Genomic DNA, 22,934 nt, shown 5'->3' on the forward strand with positions numbered 1-22,934 from the left:
ATTATAAATCACTTTTTAAAATTTTATTAAAGTAGAACCCCAAGTAAGACCAGCACCAAAAGCTGTAAGTAACACATAATCGCCTTTTTTAATAGCATTCTTTTCAAAAGCCTCTGTAAATGCTATACCAACACTCGCAGCAGATGTGTTACCGTATTTTTGTATATTCACATAAAATTTGCTGTCATCAAAACCCAACTTTTTAGCAACAGCATTCATTATTCTGGTATTGGCCTGATGAGTAATTATTAAAGACAAATCAGTTAATTCCAAATTAGCACTTTTTACAGTTTTTCTTATAGTTTCATCAAAAGTAGTAACTGCCTTCTTAAAAACTTCTGTTCCTTCCATAGTTATGCTATTAAGTTTTTCATCAACATTTTTTTCTGTGATAGGCTCAGCACTTCCGCCTCCTTTTACTATCAATATCTCATCATTAGGCTCGCTTCCTATGTCTGTAGCCACTATTACTCCGCTCTCATTTTCTTCTTTAGCCTCAATCAATGCCGCACTAACACCATCACCAAAAAGTATTGCAGTAGACCTGTCTTCCCAGTTTACTATATCACTGCATTTTTCTGTTGCCACAATCAAAACCTTTTTGCATTCCCCACTCTCTATAAGTGAAGCTGCAGTATTAAGAGCATATATATATCCAGAGCAGGCAGCTGATATATCAAATGCAAGGCATGAGTTTTTTATATTAAATTCTTTTTGTATAAGTCCTGCTGTTGAAGGAAATGTATATGATTTTGTAGAAGTAGCAACTATTACAGCATCAGCATCATCTATTTTTTCGTTTTTTTCTATTAGTTTTTTTACAGCTTTTATTGCCATATTGGCAGAGCTTTCATTTTTGTCTGCTATTCTCCTTTCTTCTATGCCAGTTCTGCTTACTATCCAATCATTATTTGTATCCAATGTTTTTTCTAAATCATAATTGGTTAATATGTTTTCAGGCAAATATGAAGATAAATTTTTTATACAAGCTTTCATAAGCAATTTAACCCTCTCATTCTTAGTAAATTAGAAAATAGATTAAAAGATTATATATTAAAATAAAAATTAAAGATATAGTTTTATTTAACAAATAATTTACTATAGGTTTTTATAAATATAATTTTAATAATTTTTAACTATATATAAGTATACAAATTTACTAAAGTAATTAGTTATTATATCGATAAGTTTTACTATAATATATATTAATAGTTTTATAATTATTATCTTGCAGAGGTGTTCTTGTGTATAATTCTATAGTAGGCTATGCTCTTAAAATTATTAAAGGTAATATCTTATTTTCTATTATCATCTTTATAGCTATGTCGCAATTAATGACTATTACTTCTATTTTCGCTCTTATGTGGAAATATGAAATACTCCTAAATGAAAATATTCCTTTCTTTAGGGCTTTCTCTATATACTCGCTTCTTATTGTGCTATTTATTGTAGTATTATTAATTGCTATAGTTACTATTATATATATTTTCTCAAAAAATAGCCGTATGTTTTCTACTTTGAGAATTTTTGGGGCTACTAAATTATCTTTAAAAAGGCTTTCTTTATCTCTAAGCTTTTTATATCCTCTTATATCATACATTATTTCAAGCTTGGAAATTATTATAATTTATATTAGATACCGCTCTTATATCTTAACTATTATAAACACAACCGAAGTGTTAAATAATGCTTTTACTATATTTTGTGCTAATGTAATATTATTTTTAATATTTATGTTTGGTGCTTTTATTACTAATACCGTACTTCTAAACAGAGACCCTTATGAAGATTTGAGAGGAACACTATGAATATAAAAATTATTAATATTTCTAAAACTTTTTCTTTAGGTGTAAACAAATTAGATGCTTGCAAGGATATTAGTTTAGATATTAATCAGGGTGATTTTATAAGCTTTGTAGGGCATACTGGAAGCGGTAAAAGCACTCTCTTAAGCATTATAGGAGGTATATTAAAGCCTACAAGCGGTTCTATATATTATGACTCATACAAAATTGATAACCCTTCAGAAGAAGTATTATCAAGCTTTAGAAGAGAATATTTTTCATATATATTTCAATACCCAGTTATTATACCGACAATTAATGTACTAGATAATATTTTAATACCTTTAGCTTTTAAACATAAAATTACAGATGAAAAAATAAATCAAACAAAAGAAAATATAGAGCTATTCGGACTAAAAGATAAAATGCACCTAAAAGCAGCCCATTTATCAGGCGGTGAAATGAAAAAAGTAGCTATACTAAGAGCTTTAGCCTATGGCTGTAAATGCCTAATAGCAGATGAGCCTACAAGCGATTTAGACCCAGAAACAACTACTTTACTTATGGAAATATTAACAACCCTCAACAATCAGGGAACTACAATCATTATGGTTACGCATGCTCATAACATAGCAGCACATGCCAAAAATGTATATGAAATGTCTGAAGGTAAGATTGTTAGATGTCTTAAATAACTATGTAATTTTGCAAAAATATGCACTTTTTTTAAAAAAATATTACTTCTTATGATAATTTTATACTATCACTATTAAATTACTATTGATAATAATATTATTTAGCTATATAATTTTACTCAAAATTTAATAATAAAAAAAGGAGATTGTGTTATGTCTTCAAGAGTAAAAGAGAGTATTGAATCTATTTACAGTTCAATAGTTCAAAAGAATGCTGGAGAAAAAGAGTTTCACCAAGCAGTAAAAGAGATGTTAAGCACATTAGAAGTAGTATTAGAGAAGCACCCAGAATATATAGAAAAGAAAGTAATTGAGCGAATATGCGAACCAGAAAGACAGATAATATTTAGAGTGCCTTGGATGGACGACAAAGGGGAAATACATATAAACAGAGGCTTTAGAGTACAATTCTCAAGTGTAATGGGACCATACAAAGGAGGTCTTCGTTTTCACCCTTCTGTATATTTAGGCATTATAAAGTTTTTAAGTTTTGAACAAATATTTAAAAATGCACTTACTGGCTTATCAATAGGTGGCGGTAAAGGCGGTTCTGATTTTGACCCTAAAGGAAAAAGCGACAATGAAGTAATGCGTTTTTGCCAAAGCTTTATGACAGAGCTTCATAGACATATTGGTGCTGATATTGATGTACCTGCAGGAGACATAGGAGTTGGTGCGAGAGAGATTGGATATTTATTTGGTCAGTACAAAAGATTAAGCGGAAGATATGAAGCTGGAGTACTTACAGGAAAAGGTTTAGATTACGGCGGTTCGCTTGTGAGAAAAGAGGCTACTGGTTATGGACTAGTATATTTCACAGAACTTATGCTTAAAACAAGAAACGAATCTTTTGAGGATAAAAAGGTAATTGTATCTGGTTCTGGTAATGTTGCTATATATGCTATGGAAAAGGCTTCACAGTTGGGAGCTAAAGTTATAGCTTGTTCAGATTCTAACGGTGTGTTGTATGATGAAAATGGAATAAATTTAGACACTGTAAAACGTTTGAAAGAAGTAGAGAGAAAAAGAATAAAAGAATATGCTGATATACATAAAAGTGCTAAATATCAAGAAAATGGCTGTATATGGGATATTGCTTGTGATGTTGCTTTGCCTTGTGCTACACAAAACGAGATTAATGCTGATAATGCTAAAACACTTGTAAAAAACGGATGTAAATGTGTGGCTGAGGGAGCTAATATGCCTGCTACACCAGAGGCTATAGATGTATTTTTGAATGCTAATATATTATATGCTCCTGGAAAGGCTACTAATGCTGGAGGAGTTGCTACTTCTGCTTTAGAGATGCAGCAAAATGCAAGCAGAGATAGCTGGGATTTTGAATATACAGATGGTAAACTAAAAAACATTATGACTAATATTCATAACACTTGCTATACAACAGCAGAAGAATACGGCTTTAAAGGCAATTATTTGAAAGGTGCTAATATAGCAGGATTTGTAAAAGTTGCTGAAACTATGATTCCTTTTGGGTTAATATAATTAATTAATAACTAAACAAATAAGGGGCTTTTAAAGCCCCTTGTTTTTTACATAGTAAGTTTTTTTATTCAACTTTTTCCCGCGTACAAGCTGTACCACCTTGCCGCACGGTAATGCTATGCTTTAATTATAACTTCTTAGTCGTGCGGGGGAGTGCCTTTTAATGTGCAATAAAATTATAAAATTTATAATAAAAAAGCAGTCTTTTTTGTTCTTTGTGCCAATACCAAAGGTACTTCCTACGGTCGCAAAAGAACTGGGGTGCTACCCTACGGGCACGCTTCGCAGGAGGCAAAGCCCTGCAAATAATAAAAATAAATAAAGTTAAAATTTTTCAGTATATTCTAAAATAATCATATTTTATTATGATTTTTTTATTCAACTTTTTCCCGCCGCAAAAAGTTGCAAAAAGTGCAAGTACTATGGGTTTATATATTGGGAATATGTATTAGATATAAAATGATATTTCTAATGCAATTCATTTCAAGCAAACCATAAAACTAAAAACTTATCAATATTAATTTATTATTTAGTAAGATGTATATATTCTCTATTCTTTTTAGTTACCCTTCCAACAATAGCCGCACAATCAATGCCCTCACGCCATAAATCAGCAAGCATATTCTCAGCATTATCCTTATCTACACATATAAATAATCCGCCAGCCGTCTGAGGGTCAAAAGTAAGCATCTTTAAGCTATAATCCACATTCTCATCAACTAAAATATTCTCACCAACATAACGCATATTTGTAAAAGCAGCTCCAGGTATGCATCCCATATCCAATACCTCATAGCTCTTATTAAACATAGGCAAAGCTGATGTATTTATCTCTATAGTTACATCACTCGCCTTAGCCATCTTATAAGCATGCCCAGCAAGCCCAAAACCTGTTATATCCGTAGCACATTTTGCTTTATATTTATTCATTATAGCACAAGCCTTTTTATTTAAAGTACTCATAGCATTAAATACATCTGTAATAGCACTTTCTTTTATTAATCCCTGCCTCATAGCAGCTAAACAAGCACCTGTGCCAAGAGGCTTTGTAAGTATTATAATATCTCCATCTTTAGCAGCAGAGTTTGTAGTAATATTATTAGGGTTAGCGAAACCAATAACAGCCATACCATATTTAATTGTAGCATCTGTGATAGTATGCCCTCCTACAACCAATACGCCTGCTTCTGTAGCTTTGTCCTGTCCGCCTTTTAATATTGTAGCAAGTGTATTGAGAGAATTTTCTTTTGGATACATTGTAATATTTAAAGCTAATTTCGGCTCTCCTCCCATAGCATATATATCGCTTATAGAATTACAAGCAGCAATCTCTCCAAACAAATAAGGGTCTGCCACAACAGGAGGAAAAAAATCTACTGTAAATATAATAGCATTGTCATCTGAAATCTTATAAACTCCAGCATCATCTCCTATATCAACATCAGATAAAAGATTAGAATCTACTTTTGTTTTTAATATAGGCGATAATGTCTTTTCAAGCAAATCTGGCGGAATTTTTGCAGAACATCCGCCTTCTAAAGCACAGGATAATAATTCTATTTTCTCTTCATTATTTTCTATATCTTTCATAAATAATATTGTATACCTCAAAATAGTTAATTATTTATAATTATATTTAAACAGTTAAAAATGTCAATTAAGGTTTTTTGGTGTATGTGCAAATTAATGCATAACAAATTGTAATATAAAAACTTATGCTTTTATTTTTTATAAATTAATTATAAAACTACTTTAATGCATATTAAACAAAACTTATTTTTTTCCGTCTTCTGGAAATATCATGTAAATCTCTGATAATTTTGTTACTATCTTTTGAACTTCTGTTGGATTATATACAGCGAATACAGGAACATCTCCATTTATTAAATCAGATATAGCTAAAAACGAACGGGTAAAAAATATTCTATAATCTCTTCTTGCAGAGCCTGGACCGCTTCCTATATTATGGTCGTTTAATATATAAGCCTTATATCCAACATCTGTTTTATAGTATCCTACTCTTACAGTTCTTGGTATATACTCTCCATAATTTGGAAAATAAGCTCTATATTCATTCAATAACTCTCTGTAATATTCACCGTTTTGCGGTATTAAAGAATCATATATATATAATGCATAATCTTCTTCTTTAAATGAAGTAGGAGGATTATAAGTTCCATTTGTATAATCTTTGTAATCTTTATAATCTATAGTTTCAGATATTTTGTTTGCTTCAAAAGTTTCTTTTATTATTCCATCTTGATATACATTCACAATAATTTTATCTTCGCTTATATCAAAGTTGATTGATGCATTATATATTTGTGCTTCGGTTGATGTAGTATTTACTCCAAGTTCATAGCATAATAGATTTCCGTTTTCTAAGTATATATTTCCATACTTGCTTGAATATGTTCCTTTATAGTTTGGATTATTTGGAGAGGAACAAGATAATAATAAACAACATATTAAAGTTAAGGCTATTTTTTTCATAAATTATTTTTAAACTCTGCTATTTTTATAACTTAAAGAAATTATTATAATAAAATATTGATATTTTTCAATTTAAAAGTTTACATTATTTATATTTATAATATAATAGTATAAAATAATTTGTATTTTGGGTATGTTTATGAAGGATTCTCATCATAATAACAAATCAACTTCAAAAGTTAATAAAACTAAAAAAATATTAGAGGATGCTTTAGGTACTTTACTTGAAGAGAAGCCTTTTGAAGAAATTAGAGTTATAGATATATGTTCAAAAGCTAATATGCATAGAAGCACATTTTATACTTATTTTAATGATAAATATGAACTTTTAAAATCTAAATTAGATGAGTATGAAGCAAAATTTTTAGAGGATTTGCAAAGATACAAAATAGAAGATAAGTTAAAAGACTTTCATATAGATATAATGATAAAGATTCTTCAATATTTCTATTTTAATAGAAAATATTTAAAGATTATTTTTCAAAACAATAAAGATAACAGCATTACAAAAATACTTCAAAAATATTTAGAATCTTATGTTATAGAAGGTGTAAAGGATATGAAGCTTGCTAAACCTGATAAGCCTTATTTCTTTAATGTGATAGCAGCTTTTTATTCTGGAGCTTTTATTACGGTAATTAGTGAATGGATTTTAAATGATTGCACTATCAAACCTCAGGAACTTGCTGAGTGTATATCAGATATCATTATGCAAAGAATTTTTGTGTATGAATAAATCTCATATTTTTTAATAAATAAGCAAATAATTTACGATAATATTTACATAATGTTTTTACTTTTACTAATTTTATTTATTTTTATTAGTATGAGTATATTATGGAGTATAATTATGAAAAGAGTATTATTTTGTTTGTTGTTATCTATTAGTTTTTTTAGTTTATTGAATGCTCAAAATATTACAAAGGATAGTGAATATTCACAAAATTGGGTTAGTTTCATTAACAGAAAAACTATAGATATGCAAGGGGCTCTATATGAAGGAATACCTGGAGGCAATTTAGTATTAATTTCAGGAAGGTCTCCTTTTTTATTGGTCAAAGAGTATCATTTTTTGGGTGCAAGATCTGATAGTCAAGTTTATTATACGCATCAAGTACCTTTAAGTTATTTTTATGAATCTGCACCTACTCTTGGAGTAGTGTTGGTTGAAGGATATGCCTTGAACGGTTCTAAACTAACTAGGTATATAAATTATATAGATAGCTATAAAGCAAAGCTAAAAAAATGGGAAGATAATAATATTATATCAAGTAATAATACAAAGGTTGCAAAACCAGATGCTAAATGGACAGAATATCCTATACCGCAGCCTGAAGATGTTAACTGGGCTGAAGGTTCTTATGCTGGAGAATTGTATTAAGGTTTTAGCAGAGTGCAATATATATTTATTATAGCTGTAATAGTTATTGTAATTTCTGTTTTATTTTTTATCACTAACAATAGAGTTATATCTTATGACAAAGATTGGATTAAAGTAATTAAAAGAAAAGCTGTAAATGGTGATAAGAAATATGTATTTGAAGAGAATGGCGATATTGTTATAGATAATAAAAAAAAACTTACTTTAATAAAGGCTAAAAATAATAAGATGGCTGTTTATAGCAATACAGATTTCATTAATAAGTTTATGCTTGTATTTTCAGCCTATAGTTCTATCAAAGTTACTTTTATGGAAGGATATATTGTAGAGAACGATAAACTTTATTATACTTATGCTTATAAATCATCGTATTATAAAAAGCTTAATGATTGGATGAAGAATAATGGGGTTTTTGAATCTAAGGAAGTATGGGTGGCAAACAAAAAAGTTAATTGGAAAACTTTTCCTGCTCCAAGAGAAAATGATATAAATTGGGAGAAGAAAGTTTTAATAGGAGATATAGTTAAAATATAAAAAAAGAAAGTTTTTTTATTGTATTGCTATAGCATTATTGTTAATAGTATTGTATAATAATAAAAATTTATTTATGGATTTATATATGAAATTAAGATTATCTAAAAGAGCATTGCAAGAAGATTTTCAAGGCGACTTTGTTAAGATGATGTTAGAGGTTGCTGCAAAGGGTAATTTAATATCATTTGCAGGAGGGCTTCCTAATCCTTCATCATTTCCTGTGGAAGCTGTAAAAGAGGCTTGTATTAAAGTATTATCAAATAATGGGGCTGCTGCATTACAGTATAATAGTGTTGATGGTTATTTGCCTTTAAGAGAGTTTATAGCTAACAGGTACAAAAAAAGCGGTATTAATTTAGAGGCTAAAGATATTATTATTACAAATGGTTCTCAGCAGGCATTGGATATTATAGCTTCTGTGTTAGTTGATGCTGGGGATAATATTATGCTTGAAGACCCTTCATATTTGGCTGCTTTACAAACTTTTCACTTATATAATGCTAATATTCAAACAGTAAATCTTAAAGAAGATGGTGCTGATGTTGAAGAAGTTAAAAATGTGATAGAAAAATATAATCCTAAATTCTTTTATTCTATTCCTACTTTTCAAAACCCAACTGGTATAACATATACTAATGAAGTTAGAGAAAAGATAGCTAATATAGTAAAGAAGAGCGATACTTTCTTTGTAGAAGATAACCCTTATGGAGAATTAAGATTTAAAGGCGAGCATCAAAATTCTTTTGGTAAATTGTTAGGAGAACAGGCTATACTTCTTGGTACTTTCTCAAAGACAGTAGCACCTGGTTTAAGATTAGGCTGGATTGCTTCACCTGTAAAAGAGCTTGTTACAAAAATGAAAGAGTATAAACAGCTTGTAGATATGCATACTAATATATTTTCTCAGATGGTTGTTGCTGAATATTTAAAAGATAATGATTATGATGAGCATATAAAAACAATTATAGATTTATACGGCAAACAATGTAACTGTATGCTTGAATGTTTAGATAAATATATGCCTAAAGATATGCATTGGACACACCCTGAAGGCGGTATGTTTATATGGGCTACATTGCCTAAAGGTTTAGATGCAATAGAATTAGGTAAGAGAGCGGCAGAGGCAGGAGTTGCAGTTACAGCTGGGGAGCCTTTCTATGAGAGAAAAAGAGGAGAGGGTACTTTTAGATTGAATTATACTAATTCTTCTTTTGAGAATATAGATAAAGGTATATCAATACTTGGTAAAGTAATAGAAGACATGAAAAAATCTCAATAATTTTCCTTATTATTATAATATATTTAAAGGGCGGCAATGAAGCCGCCTGTTTTGTTTTAAAGTAAATGTAATATATATATTAAAAAATTTTTAAGTTTTTATTTGTGGTGACTATTATTTCTTTTATAAATATTCATAAGATATAAAGATAAAGTACTTACACTTTTTAATTCTTTTTGCTGTGGGAAAAATAACAATAAAATTTTTATTTTTTATACTTGCGGTGGCTTTGCCCCCACACCCCCAGTTCTTTTACCAAGTAGGTACCTTTCGGTATTGGTATAAAAGAACCAAAAGAACTGCATTTAATGAAGTATAGCTTTTTATATATAACAAAATATAAATATTATTTTAGATTTATATATTCCAAACATACAAAGTTAAAGTGCTTGCGTTTTTTGCAACTTTTTTGAGCGACAAAAAAGTTGAATAAAAAACTTATTATATATTTTAAAACTTTTAAGTTTATTATTTTTTATTTTCATATTTTGGGGACTAGTCCCCAATCCACTACTTCTTTTGCGACCGAAGGAAGTGCCCTTGTGGCGTGGCCAAAAGAAGCAAAAGGACTGCATTTTTTAGTCTAATATACAAGCATTATTTTATACCTAATATATATTCCAATATATAAAGCTAAAACACTTGTACTTTCGCGAAGCGTGCCAGAAGGGCGAAAACTTTGACGAAGTCCGCACCGCGTAAGCTACGGGAAAAAGTTGATATAAAATAATTGTTTTAATATGTTCTGAAAATTTTTAACTTTATTTATTTTGGTTATTTGCAGGGCTTTGCCACCTGCTAAGCGTGCCATTAGGGTACACACTCACAGTTCTTTTGCTGCCAAAAGAAGACTACTTCATGGCAACAGAAGAAAGTGTTTTAGGTAACCAAGGGAAGAGCTTACGTGTATGTAGCTATATGGTAAGTTGAAAAGCAGTGAAAAGTTATATATAATTTATTAATAAAATGCTTTTTTAAATATAGAAACTTTTATTATAATTTAAATAGGGAATTAATAAAATGAATGAATTTGAAAAAATGATTAATGGATTTGAATATAAAAGTACTGGAAAAGATTTAGAGGAGATGAGAAATAAGGCTAAAGATTTATGTTTGGATTATAATTTATTAAAGTCTAATCAATTAGAAGAAAAAGAAAATATTATTAAGGAATTATTTGGCAAAATAGGTAAAAATTTTGGAATTACTGCCCCATTTTATTGTGATTATGGATTTAATATAGAGGCTGGAGATAATCTTTATATTAATCATAACTGTGTAATATTAGATTGTGCTAAAGTTAAATTTGGAAATAATGTATTAGTAGCTCCAAACTGTGGTTTTTATACTGCTGGACACCCTATAGATATAGAGAGAAGGAATAATTATATAGAATATGCTTACCCTATATCAATAGGCAATGATGTATGGATTGGTGCTAATACAATAATTTTAGGCGGAGTAAAAATAGGCAATGGTTGTGTTATTGGGGCTGGAAGCGTTGTTGTAAAAGATATACCTGATAATGTTATTGCTTTTGGAAATCCTTGCAAGGTCATTAGAGATATAACCGATGAAGATAAAAAGAAATGTTTAGATTGGAATAGAAAATAGATTTTAGTATTTAGTGAAAATTTTTAAGTTTTGTTTGTGGCGGTTTTACTTCGGCACTCATAGTTTCTATTGATATAAAAGAATCTTATATCCTTCGGATACGCTTCGCGAAGAACTGCATTTTTATTATAAATTTTATAATTTAATTGTACATTAAAAGGCACTTCCCCGCACGACTAAGAAGTTATAATTAAAGCATAACATTATCGTGCGGCAAGGTGGTACAGCTCGTACGCGGGAAAAAGAACAATAAAAAATTTGTATAAAATAGTAGTTATAATATATACTAAAAGTTTTTAAGTCTGTCAAAAATATTTTTATGTTTTTTTATTCTCGGGGACTAGCCCCCGCACCCCCACTTCTTTTATTGATATAAAAGAAGCAAAAGAACTGCATTGTTTAGTTTAAAATATTGGTATTATTTTATACTAATAAATACTCCAAACATACAAAGCTATAGCACTTGTACTTTCGTGAAATGTATACGAATAAGCAAAATAATTTGCACTTTTTGCAACTTTGACGAAGTCCGCACCGCGTAAGCTGCGGGAAAAAGTTGATAGAAACTATTTTAATATATACTGAAAAATTTTAACTTTTTTATTTTGGTGTTTGCATGGCTTTGCCACCTGCGAAGCGTGCCCGTAGGGTAGCACCACAGTTCTTTTGTTGCACAAAGAAGCAAAAAGGCTGTATTTTTAGTTAAAATATTTTTAATTAAAAAAGTCATAAAAAATTACTAAAGCCTTTTTTCATTAAACCGAAACTTAACATAAGTATTATTTTATTAGGATTATAATTATGAGCATGTTTGCAGATACAACTTATGCCAAAACTATGACTATTGCTAAAAAGCTATTAAATGTTTATGGGCTTAGAGCAGAAGTGATAGCAGACAATATAGCTAATGTTTCTACACCAAATTTCAAAAGAAGCGATGTTACTTTTGAATATCAATTAGCAAGAGCTTTAGACAGCGAGAAATATGACGGCATTGAGGCAAAAAGAACAGACCCAAGACATTTTCCTTTTAATATGCCTATGAATTATAGCGAAGTATCTCCTACAATTACAGTAGATTATGATACCAACTACAGAAACGATAAAAACAATGTTGATATAGATAAAGAGATGGCTGAAGAAGCTAAAAACACTTTACGCTATCAAATGTTTTCACAAATAGTGAATGCTCAATATAGAGATATTAGAAGAATGATAGGCAATGCTTAAAAATATTGTTAATTATTTTGATAATTAATCATTTTGAAGGAGAGAATTAAAATGGGAATATTTTCAATAATTAATACATCTGGAAGCGGTTTAACTGCCCAAAGAACAAGACTTGATGTTATAGCAGACAACATAGCTAATGTTAATACAACACGCACCACAGAGGGCGGAGCTTTTAGAAGAAGCAGAGTAGTGTTTAAGCCAAGAGATGACGGCAATAAATATAGAAGTCCTTTTTTACCAGAAGCTTTGCAGCCTAATGTTGGTACTGGGGTGAGAGTATTCAGCATAGAAAAAGATATGGAAACTGCAACAAGATTTGTTTATGACCCTTCACACCCTGATGCTATAAAATATGGTGAGAAGGCTGGATATGTAGAGATGCCAAATGTTAATCCTGTTACAGAGATGGTTGATATGATGGAAGCTTCAAGGGCTTATGAGGCTAACTCTACTATGATTCAATCGGCTAAAACTATGTTTGGAAGTGCTTTGAATATTATTAGATATTAATTATATATAAGGATATTTTTATGGATATTAACAGCGTAATGAGTGCTTATTCTAAAACAGGTAATGTTGGTGATAATTATGGATTTGTATTAAAGACTACGGACCCTCGTCATTATGGACCAGCTCAGATGTTGAGAAGAAGTTCTAACAATGATTTGATAAGTAATTTTGGTACTATGCTTAGCGATGCAATAGAATCTGTTAATCAGAAGCAAGTTGATAAAGATAATATTATAGTTCAAGCAGGAATTAGACCTGATCAGGTTGATGTTTCTGATGTAATGAACGCTATTGCTGAGGCTGAATTATCACTCAGTTTTACTAAAGCTGTAGTTGATAGAGCTGTAAGAGCTTATCAGGAAGTAACTTCATATAGATAATTTTTTTAATAAGTAAATAATGGAAAAAAAGTTCTCCTTCAAAAAAGAGTTATTAAGGGCAAGCGTTTATGGTTTAATCGCCATAGCGTTTGCCAACTTAATATTCTTATCTATCTATAACAATAATAAAATATATATCACTATAATTTTAATTGTATTAGAAATAATAACAATAATTTTTGCTTATCTATATATATCAAATATTAATAAAAGATATTTAAACTTTATTAGATACAACTCAGTATTAGAACATAATATAAAAACAACAGTTACAAAAGAGCATATTATAGAAAGGCTTAAATATTTTGGATATAGTATGTATTCTATAAACTCTTCAAGGGTTTTTATTAATATAGACGTTGTAAAAAATAAAAAATCTATAACAATATATGCCTACTATTTTCTGCTTTTGGATATAGATAAAGACACAGAAGCAGCGCTTACAACCGTAAAAAATGAATTAAATGAAATATTAGATTTATATATAGATGATAACCAAAAATTATTTAAAACAGAAAATGAAAAACAAAAAATATTAAAAGCAAAACTATATAATCATGCTGTATTTATTTTCTTTGGAGATAATGCTTCTGAGAGAATAATTAATATATCTAAAGAAGGCTACACTAAAGAAAAGCTTCTTAATTCTAATGCACAAATATTTTCAGTTTCGTATATACCTTCAGAAAATAAATTGTATTATGCAGAAAAAGTAGAAGATGTCATAACAATTCAAAAGTTTCCAAAGCAGGATTTTGTTTATATAATAAAAGATATATTTTCTTTATAATACTTGGATAATATAATGAAAAAAACGAAAAACAAAAAGAAAGTTAAACAAAATAAAAAGACATATTATAATATAGGCTTTATAATTTTAATAGCAGTGTTATGTTATTTATTGTTTATGTTTTATAACTTAAAAAATTCTTCTTTTGATATAAACAAAAAAGATAATGAAGGTCTTACAGTTTTGATGCATCTTTTATCTGATAATAATTCAAACAAAAACGAAATAAAAAAACTAATATTAGATAACAGAAAAAAAATTGATTATACATTGAAAGACAGTAACGGCAGAAATATTTTGATGTATGCTGTTTTTTATGGGGATAGTGATATTATAAAAGATATTGCAAAGCAAATTGATAATATTAACGAAAAAGACAATGACGGAAGGACCGCTTTGCATTTAGCAGCACAATACGGCAAATATGAAGCCGTTGTATCGCTTGTAGAATTAGGAGCTGACATTAACATCAAAGACAATCTTTCATTAAAACCAATAGACATAGCAGAGTTTGAGGGCTTTGAGGATATATATAATTATTTAGAAAGCAAAGCTGATTAGAGTTATTTATTATTATAAGTTTTTGTTGTTCTTTTTCCCGCGTACGAGCTGTACCACCTTTCCGCACGGTAATGCTATGCTTTAATTATAACTTCTTAGTCGTGCGGGGGAGTGCATTTTAATGTACAATTAAATTATAAAATAAAAATGCAGCCTTTTTGCTTCTTTGCGGCCATACCTAAAGGTACTTCCTTCGGTCGCAAAAGAAGTAGGGGTTGTGTGGACTAGTCCCCACAAATAATAAAAAACTTAAAAATTTTAAACTATATATAAAACCAAATATCAAACAAGTTTTTATATAGATTTATTATATATTCTATTATATAATAAACTAAATATTAAAATGGAAGTGCGGAATGTTGTTTGTTAATCCTCAATTTTTACTATTACTATTAATTGTACCTATTATCACTTTTATATATATAAAAACAAGAAAAAATCATCTCTATTCTGTAAAGCACCCGCGTGTAAGTATGGCACATACTTTAAAATCAAAATATTATGCCAAAGATATACCGTTTATACTTTTAATGATAGGTTTAACTTTTTCAATAATAGGCTTAGCCCGTCCTGCTACGGTAGACAGCAGTGCTAATATTAATGGAGAGGGCATATATATATCTATGGTAGTTGATATATCTCCTTCTATGATGGCTGAAGACATGCTTCCTACAAGGCTTGAGGCTTCAAAAAAAACTATGGCTGATTTTATAAAAAAAAGAAATTTCGATAAAATTAGTTTGGTTGCTTTTGCTTTAAGGGCTTCTGTACTTTCTCCTTCCACTTTTGATTATACTTCATTGGAGAAAGAAATCGGCAATATAAAAATTGATGAAGAGGGTTCTACTTCTATTGGTCTTGGTATTGCTACGGCGGTTGATATGCTTAGGAGCGTAAAAGATGATGCTGAAAAAATTATAATACTTCTTACAGACGGAGAAAACAATTCTGGAGAGATAGACCCTAAACTTGCTTCAGAAATAGCTTCAAATTTTAATATTAAAATTTATACAATAGGGATTGGTGATGCTGCTGGAAGTCATGCTTGGGTAACATATACAGATCCAAATTACGGCAAGAGAAGAATTAGAGCAGATTTTACACTCAATGAAAAAGCATTAATTGAAATAGCAAGCATAACAGGCGGAAAATATTTTAATGCAAAAACAAGCTCTGCATTAGATAATGTTTATAATACAATAGATAGATTAGAAAAAAAGCCAATTACAGATGATAACCTTATTCAATACAAAGAGTTATATAAACCTTTTATTATAATAGCTTTAATATGTATTGCATTAAGTATTATATTATCTTCTACAAGATTTTTGATTATACCATAATGGATAAGTTTTTTAAATTTTGTGTATTATTAGTTTTAATATTCTGTGTTAATTTTAATAAAAAATTACCTGTAGAAAATTTATGCTTGTTTAGAGCAACTACCGGTTTTCCCTGTCCAAGCTGCGGCATGACAAGAGCTTATATACATGCACTCAATTTAGATTTAAAAAATGCTTTTAAATATCACCCATTATTTCCTTTGCCAGCGTTTTTATTTGTTATAATAGCTTTTAGAAAAAATATAAAAATATTTGATAGTATATACAACAACAATTTTTTAATAATTTGTTTAATAATTATTTTTATAGGTGTGTATGTGTTTAGATTTATCAATAGTTTTCCATATAGAGAGCCTTTTACATACAACTATAATAGTCATTTTTACACTATATTAGAAATTTTGAATTTAGTAAAAAAATAATTTTTAAGCTTATTAAAATTTAGTTTTTATGTTTTGTTAATTTCGGGGACTAGCCCCCGCACCCCCACTTCTTTTATTGATATAAAAGAAGCAAAAGAACTGCATTTTTATTTTATAATTTAATTGTACATTAAAATGCACTCCCCCCGCACGCCTGAAAGGTTATAATTAAAACAAAGCATTGTTGTGCGGCAAGGTGGTACAGCTCGTACGCGGGAAAAAGAACAATAAAAAATAATAAAATATAGCCGTTTATAAATATATTAAAAATACTTAATATAAGCTACTAACTGTTTTGTATTATTCGCTCTATCACTATGCCTATTAAAATCGTTATCACGCCAAGTATGATAAAAAATATCCAACTGTTCATAGATAAATAAAAATATTCAAAATATCTTATATACATATTAGCTAATATAAAAAATATAGAATATTTTATTATAGACATCTTTTTTATTTTTATACCCAAACTAAGCATTATAATATTTGTTATTAAAAATATAATGCTGTATGTTATAGTTTCTGCTTTGTTGTCTTTAAATAATATTACTGTGTCATAAGTGCCGAATATGCTCATAATTGCTAATACAATGTTTAAATACAATATTCCAATACTATAAAATATTTTTGAAAATATATAATATTTGTTTCCAAGTATTTTTACATTAGTATCTGTAATGCCTAATAAAAATATTGCCGCACTCATTAAAATAAGTCTTATATAATTATTAATATTAAAAATATAAGAATCAATATAAGGAAAATCAAAGCCTTCAAAACCATACCATGTAATTGCTGATATTAATGCTATTGAAAGCACTATATAATTTTTTTTAATATAGGCTATTATAAAAAATATTATTATAGTGATTAAAAATATTATTGTATAATTATTTTTGTTTTCAAAGATTATATAATAAATAGTAAATATATCGCAGGCCAAAAATATAGAAGATAATGCCACTATTACGGCAGAAGTTTTTGGAAGATTTATTTCTTTTTTTATCATCACTTCATTAATTATAAATCCTGATACGAAAAAAAGTGTAAATAAAAATGCTATAAAATAAAGAGAAAATATATAAAAACTAATAAAAGCTATAAAACCAATCATAACTAATACTATTCCCGTTATCATTATTGATTTTATTATAGGCTGCCAGTTTAGATATATGTTGTTACTATATTTTGAAGATAATGTTTTTAATTGTTCTTCAGATATGAGGCTATCTTTATACCATTTTTTTATTTCTTTTAATATAAATCTTTCTTTGCTGCTCATAGTTAATATTAAAAATTATTTTTTATAATATTAACATATTTATTAATTTTTTAAATAAATAATTATTGTCATTAGAATAGTTGTTAATATTATATTAATAATGTAGAATTGAGTTTATAAAGATTTTAATCAAAATAATTTAAAAAATTAAATATTTATTAGGTTTATGAACCTTTAGTATTGTTGATCAAATATTTTATTGATTATTTTTTATATTGCTATATAATATATTAATGTATAGATAGTTGTATTTTATAAACAAATGAATAATATTTACTTCCAAATTTTATATTACTAATACGATATATTGTTGTTTCTAAGAATGTTATCGCAAAATTAGTGATTTTATATATAGTAAACTTTTTGCTTTTTTAAGGACTAATGTATGATAAATAAAAATATCTTTCTTAGAATATATATAGTATTTGTTGTTATATTACTTATTTCAATAGCAGTATTATCTTTTTTAGGCAAAAAAGAAAGAATAGGATATTTATCTGATTTTAAAATAAATATTGATAAAACTTTTAAATTAAATAATTTTTCTAATATAGAAGAAATAAAAGAATCATTTACAATAAATAATAAGTTAGATTCTGATGCTGTTATCAATTACATATTAACAAATGAATCCATTATTCAATATAGTTATGATTTTAGAATAAGCTATTATAGTAAAGTATTTAGAAATAGCGATATATATAATGTTTATATAGATACAAATGAAATTATAACAAATAATAATATTATTAAAAAAATGAAAATTGATTATAGTGGGAGTCCGTTTGGTAATTTAGTTTCAGATAAAATTATAGATTTTGAAAAAATTGATAATGTTAATTATGTTTTAAAAATTAAGAAAAATATAATAGAAGTATTTATATTAATAAATGTTTTAATTATCATTATTTTCTTTTTTAGATATAAGAATAAAGAATTTTTATATGTTGTTAATTATATTAATAAATATAGGTTTATTGTAGCAGGTATAGTTTTTATATTATGCATAATATTTGAAATAAGCGGCTCTTCTGTAGGTATATATTCTAATTTTTTAAATACGGAATCTGGCGTACTTTTTGGTGAGTCAAGAGGCATAAGATCTGATGAATGGATGGTGTTAACTCCTTTTATGCTTTCTCAATATGAGAATCATACGGGTAAATTCCCATATTTTAGTGATACTATAAGAGGCGATAAAACAGATGTGTTTATGGTTTATGGTCTTCCTGTGATGGATATATCTATTTTATTTAGATTATTTCAGATTGGTTTTTTATTTTTGCCTCCTGCTAAAGGCTTATCGTTTTTCTGGATTGGGCGTTTGATAGCTTTGTTTTTAGTATCATTTGAAATAATGAAATTAATTACAAATAAAAATAATAAACTTTCTTTATTTGGTGCTATATTAATAACATTTGCTCCAACAATACATTGGTGGTTGGCAGTTAATTGGATTGCAGAATTAATAATATTTCCATTTTTATCAGTAATATTGCTGAATCTATATATGAAAGAAAATAATTTTATATATAGGAGTTTTTATGTAGTAGCTATATTTATATGTTGGGGTAATTTATTATTTTCTTTATATCCTGCTTGGCTAATACCATTTGGTTATTTATTGCTTCCATTGTATATTTGGGTCATAATAGAAAATTGGAAAATTTTTGATATAAAAACAAAGAAAAAAGATTTTATAATATGGGCTGTATTTTTTGTAATATTCATTTTCTTAGTAGGAAGAATATTCTTAAAATCTAAAGAAACTATAGAATTTGTAAGAAATACAGTGTATCCTGGCAGCAGATTTGAAACAGGCGGTGGAATATTTTTAGAATTATTTAGATGGGGTATTAATTTATTTCTTTCATATAAAGAACCTAATACAATAATGAGCGTTTGCGATCATTCAGTATTTATAGATTTTTTCCCTATACCATACATATATGCAATATACTTAATATTTAATAAAAAAATTAGGGATAAACTTTTAATATTATTATCTATTTTCAGTTTATTTTTCCTAATATATATGACTATTGGTTTTCCAGCATTTTTATCTAAAATTTCTTTACTATCATATTCCCCATCATATAGGGTTATTGAAATGTTTGGAATAATTAATATATTTATTTTAATTAGAGCTTTATATCTATATAGTCCTAATGTTAAATTTAAAACATCTATAATATTATCTATCTTATTTTCTTTGTTTATAATATTTGCTTCATATAAATATAGAGAAAATTATTTAGATATATTTATGGCTGCAATATTATTTATTATATTGTTCATTATTTGTTTATCATTCTTGAAATACAGAAATGATATATTTAAAAAAATATTTTTATCTGTTTCTTCATTATTTTTAATAATAAGCAGTATATATATCAATCCTATTCGAAAAGGTCTTGATGTAATATATGATTCTAATTTATATAAATCAATTAAAGAAATATCTTCTAAAGATAATGGTTTGTGGGTTTCTACAGTTGGCATAGGAGTAAATAATATTCCAATTATAGCAGGTGCGCCTACAATTAATAGTGTTAATACATATCCAAATCTTAAAAGATGGAAAATATTAGACCCTGAGTTAAAATATAAAGATATTTATAATAGATATGCTCATATATCATTAAATATTGTTGATGATAATAGCGAACCCCAATTTAATTTAATACAAGCTGATTTATTTGAATTAAACATTACTTTAAATGATTTAAAAAAAATTAATACTAAATATATTTTAAGCGATATTAGTTTAGAAAAATATAATATAGAAAATATAAAACTAAATTTACTTAAACAAGTAGATAATTATTATATATATGAATTACAATAAAGGAAGATTTAGTAAAATGATAAAAACATCTATTATAATACCTTGTTATAATGAAGAGCTTACCATAAAACAAGTAATAGAAGAATTTAAAAAATATTTACCGGAAGCAGAGATTAATGTTTTTGACAATAATAGTAAAGATAAATCTGTTCTATTAGCTAAAGAAGCTGGTGCAATAGTAACAGAAGTTAATTATCAAGGTAAGGGCGAAGTTGTAAGAAGGGCTTTTGCTGATATTGATGCTGACATATATATTATGGTTGATGCTGATATGCAGTATGATATTTCTGAAATAAAAAAGCATATAGCATATTTTTTGGATAATAGACTTGATATGTTGAATATTTCTCGTGAAGTTGTAGATGAAGATGTTCATAGAAAGGGTCATACTTTTGGTAATATAATGCTTACAGGTTTTGCAAATGCATTATTTGGAAAAAGATTTAACGATATGCTTAGCGGTTATAGAATATTCTCTAAAAGATTTGTAAAGAGTTTTCCAGCTCATTCTAAAGGTTTTGAAATAGAAACTGAACTTACGATATATGCTTTACAAATGCGTTTGCCTGTTGGAGAAGTATCTGCTAAATATTTTAAAAGACCTGAGGGTTCTTTTTCTAAACTTAACACTTTTAGAGATGGGTTTAGAATACTATTTACTATAATTTATTTGATGATGACAGAAAAACCTTTGATATTTTTTAATATTATTAGTATTATTTTCTTTATTATAGGTATGTCATTAGGGATTAGTATTACTATAGAATATTTTGAAACATTAAAAGTAGATAGGTTTCCAACAGCAATACTGACTATATGTCTTATAATATTATCAGCATTATCATTTTCTATAGGTTTGATAATGAATGCTGTAGGCAGAGTTATATCAGAAAATAGAAGATTTAAATATAATTCCATTAAATAAAAAAGAGATAAAATCTATATCTTAAATTTTATCTCTTATATTATTTACATCTGTACAACTAAAGCAGTGCCCATACCTCCGCCTATACAAAGCGTAGCAAGCCCTCTTTTAGAACCGCGTTTTTTCATTTCGTATAGAAGTGTGGTAAGTATTCTTGCACCTGATGCCCCTATTGGGTGTCCTAAAGCAATAGCCCCGCCATTAACATTAACTATATCCATATTAAACTTTAACTCACGAGCAACAGCAATAGACTGAGCAGCAAAAGCTTCGTTGCTTTCTATTAAGTCCATATCTTCAACAGTGAGATTAGCCATTTTCAAAGCCTTTCTGCTTGCCTCTATTGGCCCAATACCCATTATTCTTGGCTCAACCCCATGTGTAGCATAACCCAAAACTTTAGCCATAGGTTTAATTCCAAGCTCATCAGCTTTCTCTTTAGACATAAGCACTAAAGCAGAAGCAGCATCATTAATACCAGAAGCATTTCCAGCTGTAACAGTGCCGTCTTTTTTGAATGCAGGTTTTAACTTGGATAAAGTTTCCATAGTAGTACCAAATGTAGGGTGTTCATCAGTATCAACGACTATTTCACCTTTTTTAGTTTTAATTGTAACAGGTACTATCTCATCTTTAAATCTTCCACTTTTTATAGCAGCCTCAGCTCTATTTTGACTTCTGCATGCAAACTCATCTTGTTCTTCTCTTGTGATTCCCCATTCATCAGCAATATTTTCAGCAGTAACTCCCATGTGGTAATGTTCAAAAGCACAAATAAGAGCATCATTAAGCAAAGTGTCTTGCATTTTTGTTTCTCCCATTCTTGCCCCCATTCTCATAGCCGCAGCAGTATATGGAGCCATACTCATATTTTCTGTGCCTCCTGCTACTACTATTTCAGCATCTCCTGCCTTAATCATCTGTGCTGCCATTGATACAGCTCTAAGTCCTGAACCGCATAGTATGTTTATAGTCAATGCTGGTTTTTCTACAGGTATTCCAGCATTAACAGAAATCTGTCTTGCAACATTCGGAAGAAGTGCTGATTGTATAACACAGCCAAAATAAGTTTCATCAACTTGCTCTGGTTTGATATTTGCTCTTTTTATAGCCTCCTTTACTACAATAGTTCCAAGCTCTACTGCTGAAATGTTTGCAAATGAACCTAAAAACTTTCCTACAGGCGTTCTAACAGCACTTGCTATTACTATTTCTCTCATAAATATAATCTCCTAATAAAAACATTATTATGCATAGTATAGTCAATAAAAATATGTTTTACAATAGTTTTTATTTTTTATATAAGTTTGTGGTTTATAATGAAAAAAATTAAATAGTTGTATTATATAAATTT

Annotated in this window: 22 protein-coding genes; 17 read left to right on the forward strand and 5 right to left on the reverse strand. The window is 28.2% G+C overall.

The genetic code is table 11. The features are described from left to right. Window positions 1-15: 15 nt before the first annotated feature. The gene (locus R4I97_RS04490; RefSeq protein ID WP_335783888.1) at window positions 16-996 is read right to left on the reverse strand and encodes a beta-ketoacyl-ACP synthase III; all 981 of its coding nucleotides are present in this window, start codon (window positions 994-996) and stop codon (window positions 16-18) included. A gap of 248 nt (window positions 997-1,244) precedes the next feature. Here R4I97_RS04490 and R4I97_RS04495 point away from each other — a divergent pair, with 248 nt between their 5' ends. The 3 genes from R4I97_RS04495 (at window position 1,245) to gdhA (ending at window position 3,982) form a co-directional block, all read left to right on the forward strand. Beyond that, window positions 1,245-1,808: a hypothetical protein gene (locus R4I97_RS04495; RefSeq protein WP_335783889.1), complete on the forward strand. Its 564-nt coding sequence runs from the start codon at window positions 1,245-1,247 to the stop codon at window positions 1,806-1,808. Continuing rightward, window positions 1,805-2,479: an ABC transporter ATP-binding protein gene (locus R4I97_RS04500; protein WP_335783890.1), complete on the forward strand. Its 675-nt coding sequence runs from the start codon at window positions 1,805-1,807 to the stop codon at window positions 2,477-2,479. The genes R4I97_RS04495 and R4I97_RS04500 overlap by 4 nt, the downstream gene beginning before the upstream one ends. Before the next feature lie 153 nt (window positions 2,480-2,632). Next, entirely contained in the window at window positions 2,633-3,982 is a 1,350-nt protein-coding gene (gene gdhA, locus R4I97_RS04505; protein ID WP_335783891.1) for an NADP-specific glutamate dehydrogenase, read from the forward strand. Between the two features lie 525 nt (window positions 3,983-4,507). Here gdhA and selD read toward each other — a convergent pair. Both selD and R4I97_RS04515 read right to left on the reverse strand, forming a co-directional pair. Beyond that, window positions 4,508-5,572, reverse strand: a complete 1,065-nt coding sequence (selD, locus tag R4I97_RS04510; protein WP_335783892.1) for a selenide, water dikinase SelD — start codon at window positions 5,570-5,572, stop codon at window positions 4,508-4,510. Between the two features lie 183 nt (window positions 5,573-5,755). After that, window positions 5,756-6,475, reverse strand: a complete 720-nt coding sequence (locus R4I97_RS04515) for a hypothetical protein (RefSeq protein WP_335783893.1) — start codon at window positions 6,473-6,475, stop codon at window positions 5,756-5,758. A gap of 139 nt (window positions 6,476-6,614) precedes the next feature. On the opposite strand from R4I97_RS04515, the gene R4I97_RS04520 reads away from it, so the two are divergent. The 12 genes from R4I97_RS04520 (at window position 6,615) to R4I97_RS04575 (ending at window position 16,522) form a co-directional block, all read left to right on the forward strand. Beyond that, window positions 6,615-7,211 (forward strand): TetR/AcrR family transcriptional regulator C-terminal domain-containing protein, encoded by a 597-nt coding sequence (locus R4I97_RS04520; protein WP_335783894.1) that lies wholly within the window; start codon window positions 6,615-6,617, stop codon window positions 7,209-7,211. Window positions 7,212-7,325: 114 nt separating this feature from the next. Next, window positions 7,326-7,856 (forward strand): hypothetical protein, encoded by a 531-nt coding sequence (locus R4I97_RS04525; RefSeq protein WP_335783895.1) that lies wholly within the window; start codon window positions 7,326-7,328, stop codon window positions 7,854-7,856. Between the two features lie 12 nt (window positions 7,857-7,868). Continuing rightward, window positions 7,869-8,390, forward strand: coding sequence for a hypothetical protein (locus R4I97_RS04530; RefSeq protein ID WP_335783896.1), 522 nt, complete (start codon window positions 7,869-7,871; stop codon window positions 8,388-8,390). Window positions 8,391-8,475: 85 nt separating this feature from the next. Then, a complete protein-coding gene (locus R4I97_RS04535; RefSeq protein WP_335783897.1) occupies window positions 8,476-9,669 on the forward strand; it encodes a PLP-dependent aminotransferase family protein in 1,194 nt (397 codons plus the stop codon). A gap of 1,020 nt (window positions 9,670-10,689) precedes the next feature. Continuing rightward, window positions 10,690-11,283: a sugar O-acetyltransferase gene (locus R4I97_RS04540; protein ID WP_335783898.1), complete on the forward strand. Its 594-nt coding sequence runs from the start codon at window positions 10,690-10,692 to the stop codon at window positions 11,281-11,283. Window positions 11,284-12,084: 801 nt separating this feature from the next. Then, complete coding sequence (gene flgB, locus R4I97_RS04545) at window positions 12,085-12,513, forward strand: flagellar basal body rod protein FlgB (protein WP_335783899.1); 429 nt, start codon at window positions 12,085-12,087, stop codon at window positions 12,511-12,513. Between the two features lie 51 nt (window positions 12,514-12,564). Then, window positions 12,565-13,026, forward strand: coding sequence for a flagellar basal body rod protein FlgC (gene flgC, locus R4I97_RS04550; protein WP_013244300.1), 462 nt, complete (start codon window positions 12,565-12,567; stop codon window positions 13,024-13,026). Window positions 13,027-13,046: 20 nt separating this feature from the next. Next, window positions 13,047-13,406: a flagellar hook-basal body complex protein FliE gene (fliE, locus tag R4I97_RS04555; protein ID WP_013244301.1), complete on the forward strand. Its 360-nt coding sequence runs from the start codon at window positions 13,047-13,049 to the stop codon at window positions 13,404-13,406. Between the two features lie 19 nt (window positions 13,407-13,425). Then, a complete protein-coding gene (locus R4I97_RS04560; protein ID WP_335783900.1) occupies window positions 13,426-14,196 on the forward strand; it encodes a hypothetical protein in 771 nt (256 codons plus the stop codon). 15 nt (window positions 14,197-14,211) lie between these two features. After that, entirely contained in the window at window positions 14,212-14,757 is a 546-nt protein-coding gene (locus R4I97_RS04565) for an ankyrin repeat domain-containing protein (protein ID WP_335783901.1), read from the forward strand. A gap of 356 nt (window positions 14,758-15,113) precedes the next feature. Then, a complete protein-coding gene (locus R4I97_RS04570) occupies window positions 15,114-16,100 on the forward strand; it encodes a VWA domain-containing protein (protein ID WP_335783902.1) in 987 nt (328 codons plus the stop codon). Continuing rightward, complete coding sequence (locus R4I97_RS04575; RefSeq protein WP_335783903.1) at window positions 16,100-16,522, forward strand: DUF2752 domain-containing protein; 423 nt, start codon at window positions 16,100-16,102, stop codon at window positions 16,520-16,522. The genes R4I97_RS04570 and R4I97_RS04575 overlap by 1 nt, the downstream gene beginning before the upstream one ends. A gap of 286 nt (window positions 16,523-16,808) precedes the next feature. Here the strand turns inward: R4I97_RS04575 and R4I97_RS04580 are convergent, their stop codons facing one another. Next, window positions 16,809-17,807, reverse strand: a complete 999-nt coding sequence (locus R4I97_RS04580; protein ID WP_335783904.1) for a DUF2157 domain-containing protein — start codon at window positions 17,805-17,807, stop codon at window positions 16,809-16,811. Window positions 17,808-18,192: 385 nt separating this feature from the next. Between R4I97_RS04580 and R4I97_RS04585 the strand changes: the two genes are divergently transcribed. Both R4I97_RS04585 and R4I97_RS04590 read left to right on the forward strand, forming a co-directional pair. Then, a complete protein-coding gene (locus R4I97_RS04585) occupies window positions 18,193-20,655 on the forward strand; it encodes a DUF7657 domain-containing protein (protein ID WP_335783905.1) in 2,463 nt (820 codons plus the stop codon). Then, window positions 20,642-21,580, forward strand: coding sequence for a glycosyltransferase family 2 protein (locus R4I97_RS04590; RefSeq protein ID WP_335783906.1), 939 nt, complete (start codon window positions 20,642-20,644; stop codon window positions 21,578-21,580). The genes R4I97_RS04585 and R4I97_RS04590 overlap by 14 nt, the downstream gene beginning before the upstream one ends. 44 nt (window positions 21,581-21,624) lie before the next feature. On the opposite strand, the gene R4I97_RS04595 is transcribed toward R4I97_RS04590, so the two are convergent. Then, window positions 21,625-22,800 (reverse strand): acetyl-CoA C-acetyltransferase, encoded by a 1,176-nt coding sequence (locus R4I97_RS04595; RefSeq protein ID WP_335783907.1) that lies wholly within the window; start codon window positions 22,798-22,800, stop codon window positions 21,625-21,627. Window positions 22,801-22,934 lie beyond the last annotated feature (134 nt).

This window comes from Brachyspira pilosicoli, assembly GCF_036997485.1.
GTDB classification, from domain to species: Bacteria; Spirochaetota; Brachyspiria; order Brachyspirales; family Brachyspiraceae; genus Brachyspira; species Brachyspira pilosicoli_C.

What these genes read in the sequence shown, in the direction of transcription:
- R4I97_RS04490 (WP_335783888.1), bottom strand. Translation starts at nt 996, where the DNA reads ATGAAAGCTTGTATAAAAAATTTATCTTCATATTTGCCTGAAAACATA.
- R4I97_RS04500 (WP_335783890.1), top strand. Translation starts at nt 1,805, where the DNA reads ATGAATATAAAAATTATTAATATTTCTAAAACTTTTTCTTTAGGTGTA.
- gdhA (WP_335783891.1), top strand. Translation starts at nt 2,633, where the DNA reads ATGTCTTCAAGAGTAAAAGAGAGTATTGAATCTATTTACAGTTCAATA.
- selD (WP_335783892.1), bottom strand. Translation starts at nt 5,572, where the DNA reads ATGAAAGATATAGAAAATAATGAAGAGAAAATAGAATTATTATCCTGT.
- R4I97_RS04515 (WP_335783893.1), bottom strand. Translation starts at nt 6,475, where the DNA reads ATGAAAAAAATAGCCTTAACTTTAATATGTTGTTTATTATTATCTTGT.
- R4I97_RS04520 (WP_335783894.1), top strand. Translation starts at nt 6,615, where the DNA reads ATGAAGGATTCTCATCATAATAACAAATCAACTTCAAAAGTTAATAAA.
- R4I97_RS04525 (WP_335783895.1), top strand. Translation starts at nt 7,326, where the DNA reads ATGAAAAGAGTATTATTTTGTTTGTTGTTATCTATTAGTTTTTTTAGT.
- R4I97_RS04535 (WP_335783897.1), top strand. Translation starts at nt 8,476, where the DNA reads ATGAAATTAAGATTATCTAAAAGAGCATTGCAAGAAGATTTTCAAGGC.
- R4I97_RS04540 (WP_335783898.1), top strand. Translation starts at nt 10,690, where the DNA reads ATGAATGAATTTGAAAAAATGATTAATGGATTTGAATATAAAAGTACT.
- flgB (WP_335783899.1), top strand. Translation starts at nt 12,085, where the DNA reads ATGAGCATGTTTGCAGATACAACTTATGCCAAAACTATGACTATTGCT.
- flgC (WP_013244300.1), top strand. Translation starts at nt 12,565, where the DNA reads ATGGGAATATTTTCAATAATTAATACATCTGGAAGCGGTTTAACTGCC.
- fliE (WP_013244301.1), top strand. Translation starts at nt 13,047, where the DNA reads ATGGATATTAACAGCGTAATGAGTGCTTATTCTAAAACAGGTAATGTT.
- R4I97_RS04560 (WP_335783900.1), top strand. Translation starts at nt 13,426, where the DNA reads ATGGAAAAAAAGTTCTCCTTCAAAAAAGAGTTATTAAGGGCAAGCGTT.
- R4I97_RS04565 (WP_335783901.1), top strand. Translation starts at nt 14,212, where the DNA reads ATGAAAAAAACGAAAAACAAAAAGAAAGTTAAACAAAATAAAAAGACA.
- R4I97_RS04570 (WP_335783902.1), top strand. Translation starts at nt 15,114, where the DNA reads ATGTTGTTTGTTAATCCTCAATTTTTACTATTACTATTAATTGTACCT.
- R4I97_RS04575 (WP_335783903.1), top strand. Translation starts at nt 16,100, where the DNA reads ATGGATAAGTTTTTTAAATTTTGTGTATTATTAGTTTTAATATTCTGT.
- R4I97_RS04580 (WP_335783904.1), bottom strand. Translation starts at nt 17,807, where the DNA reads ATGAGCAGCAAAGAAAGATTTATATTAAAAGAAATAAAAAAATGGTAT.
- R4I97_RS04585 (WP_335783905.1), top strand. Translation starts at nt 18,193, where the DNA reads ATGATAAATAAAAATATCTTTCTTAGAATATATATAGTATTTGTTGTT.
- R4I97_RS04590 (WP_335783906.1), top strand. Translation starts at nt 20,642, where the DNA reads ATGAATTACAATAAAGGAAGATTTAGTAAAATGATAAAAACATCTATT.
- R4I97_RS04595 (WP_335783907.1), bottom strand. Translation starts at nt 22,800, where the DNA reads ATGAGAGAAATAGTAATAGCAAGTGCTGTTAGAACGCCTGTAGGAAAG.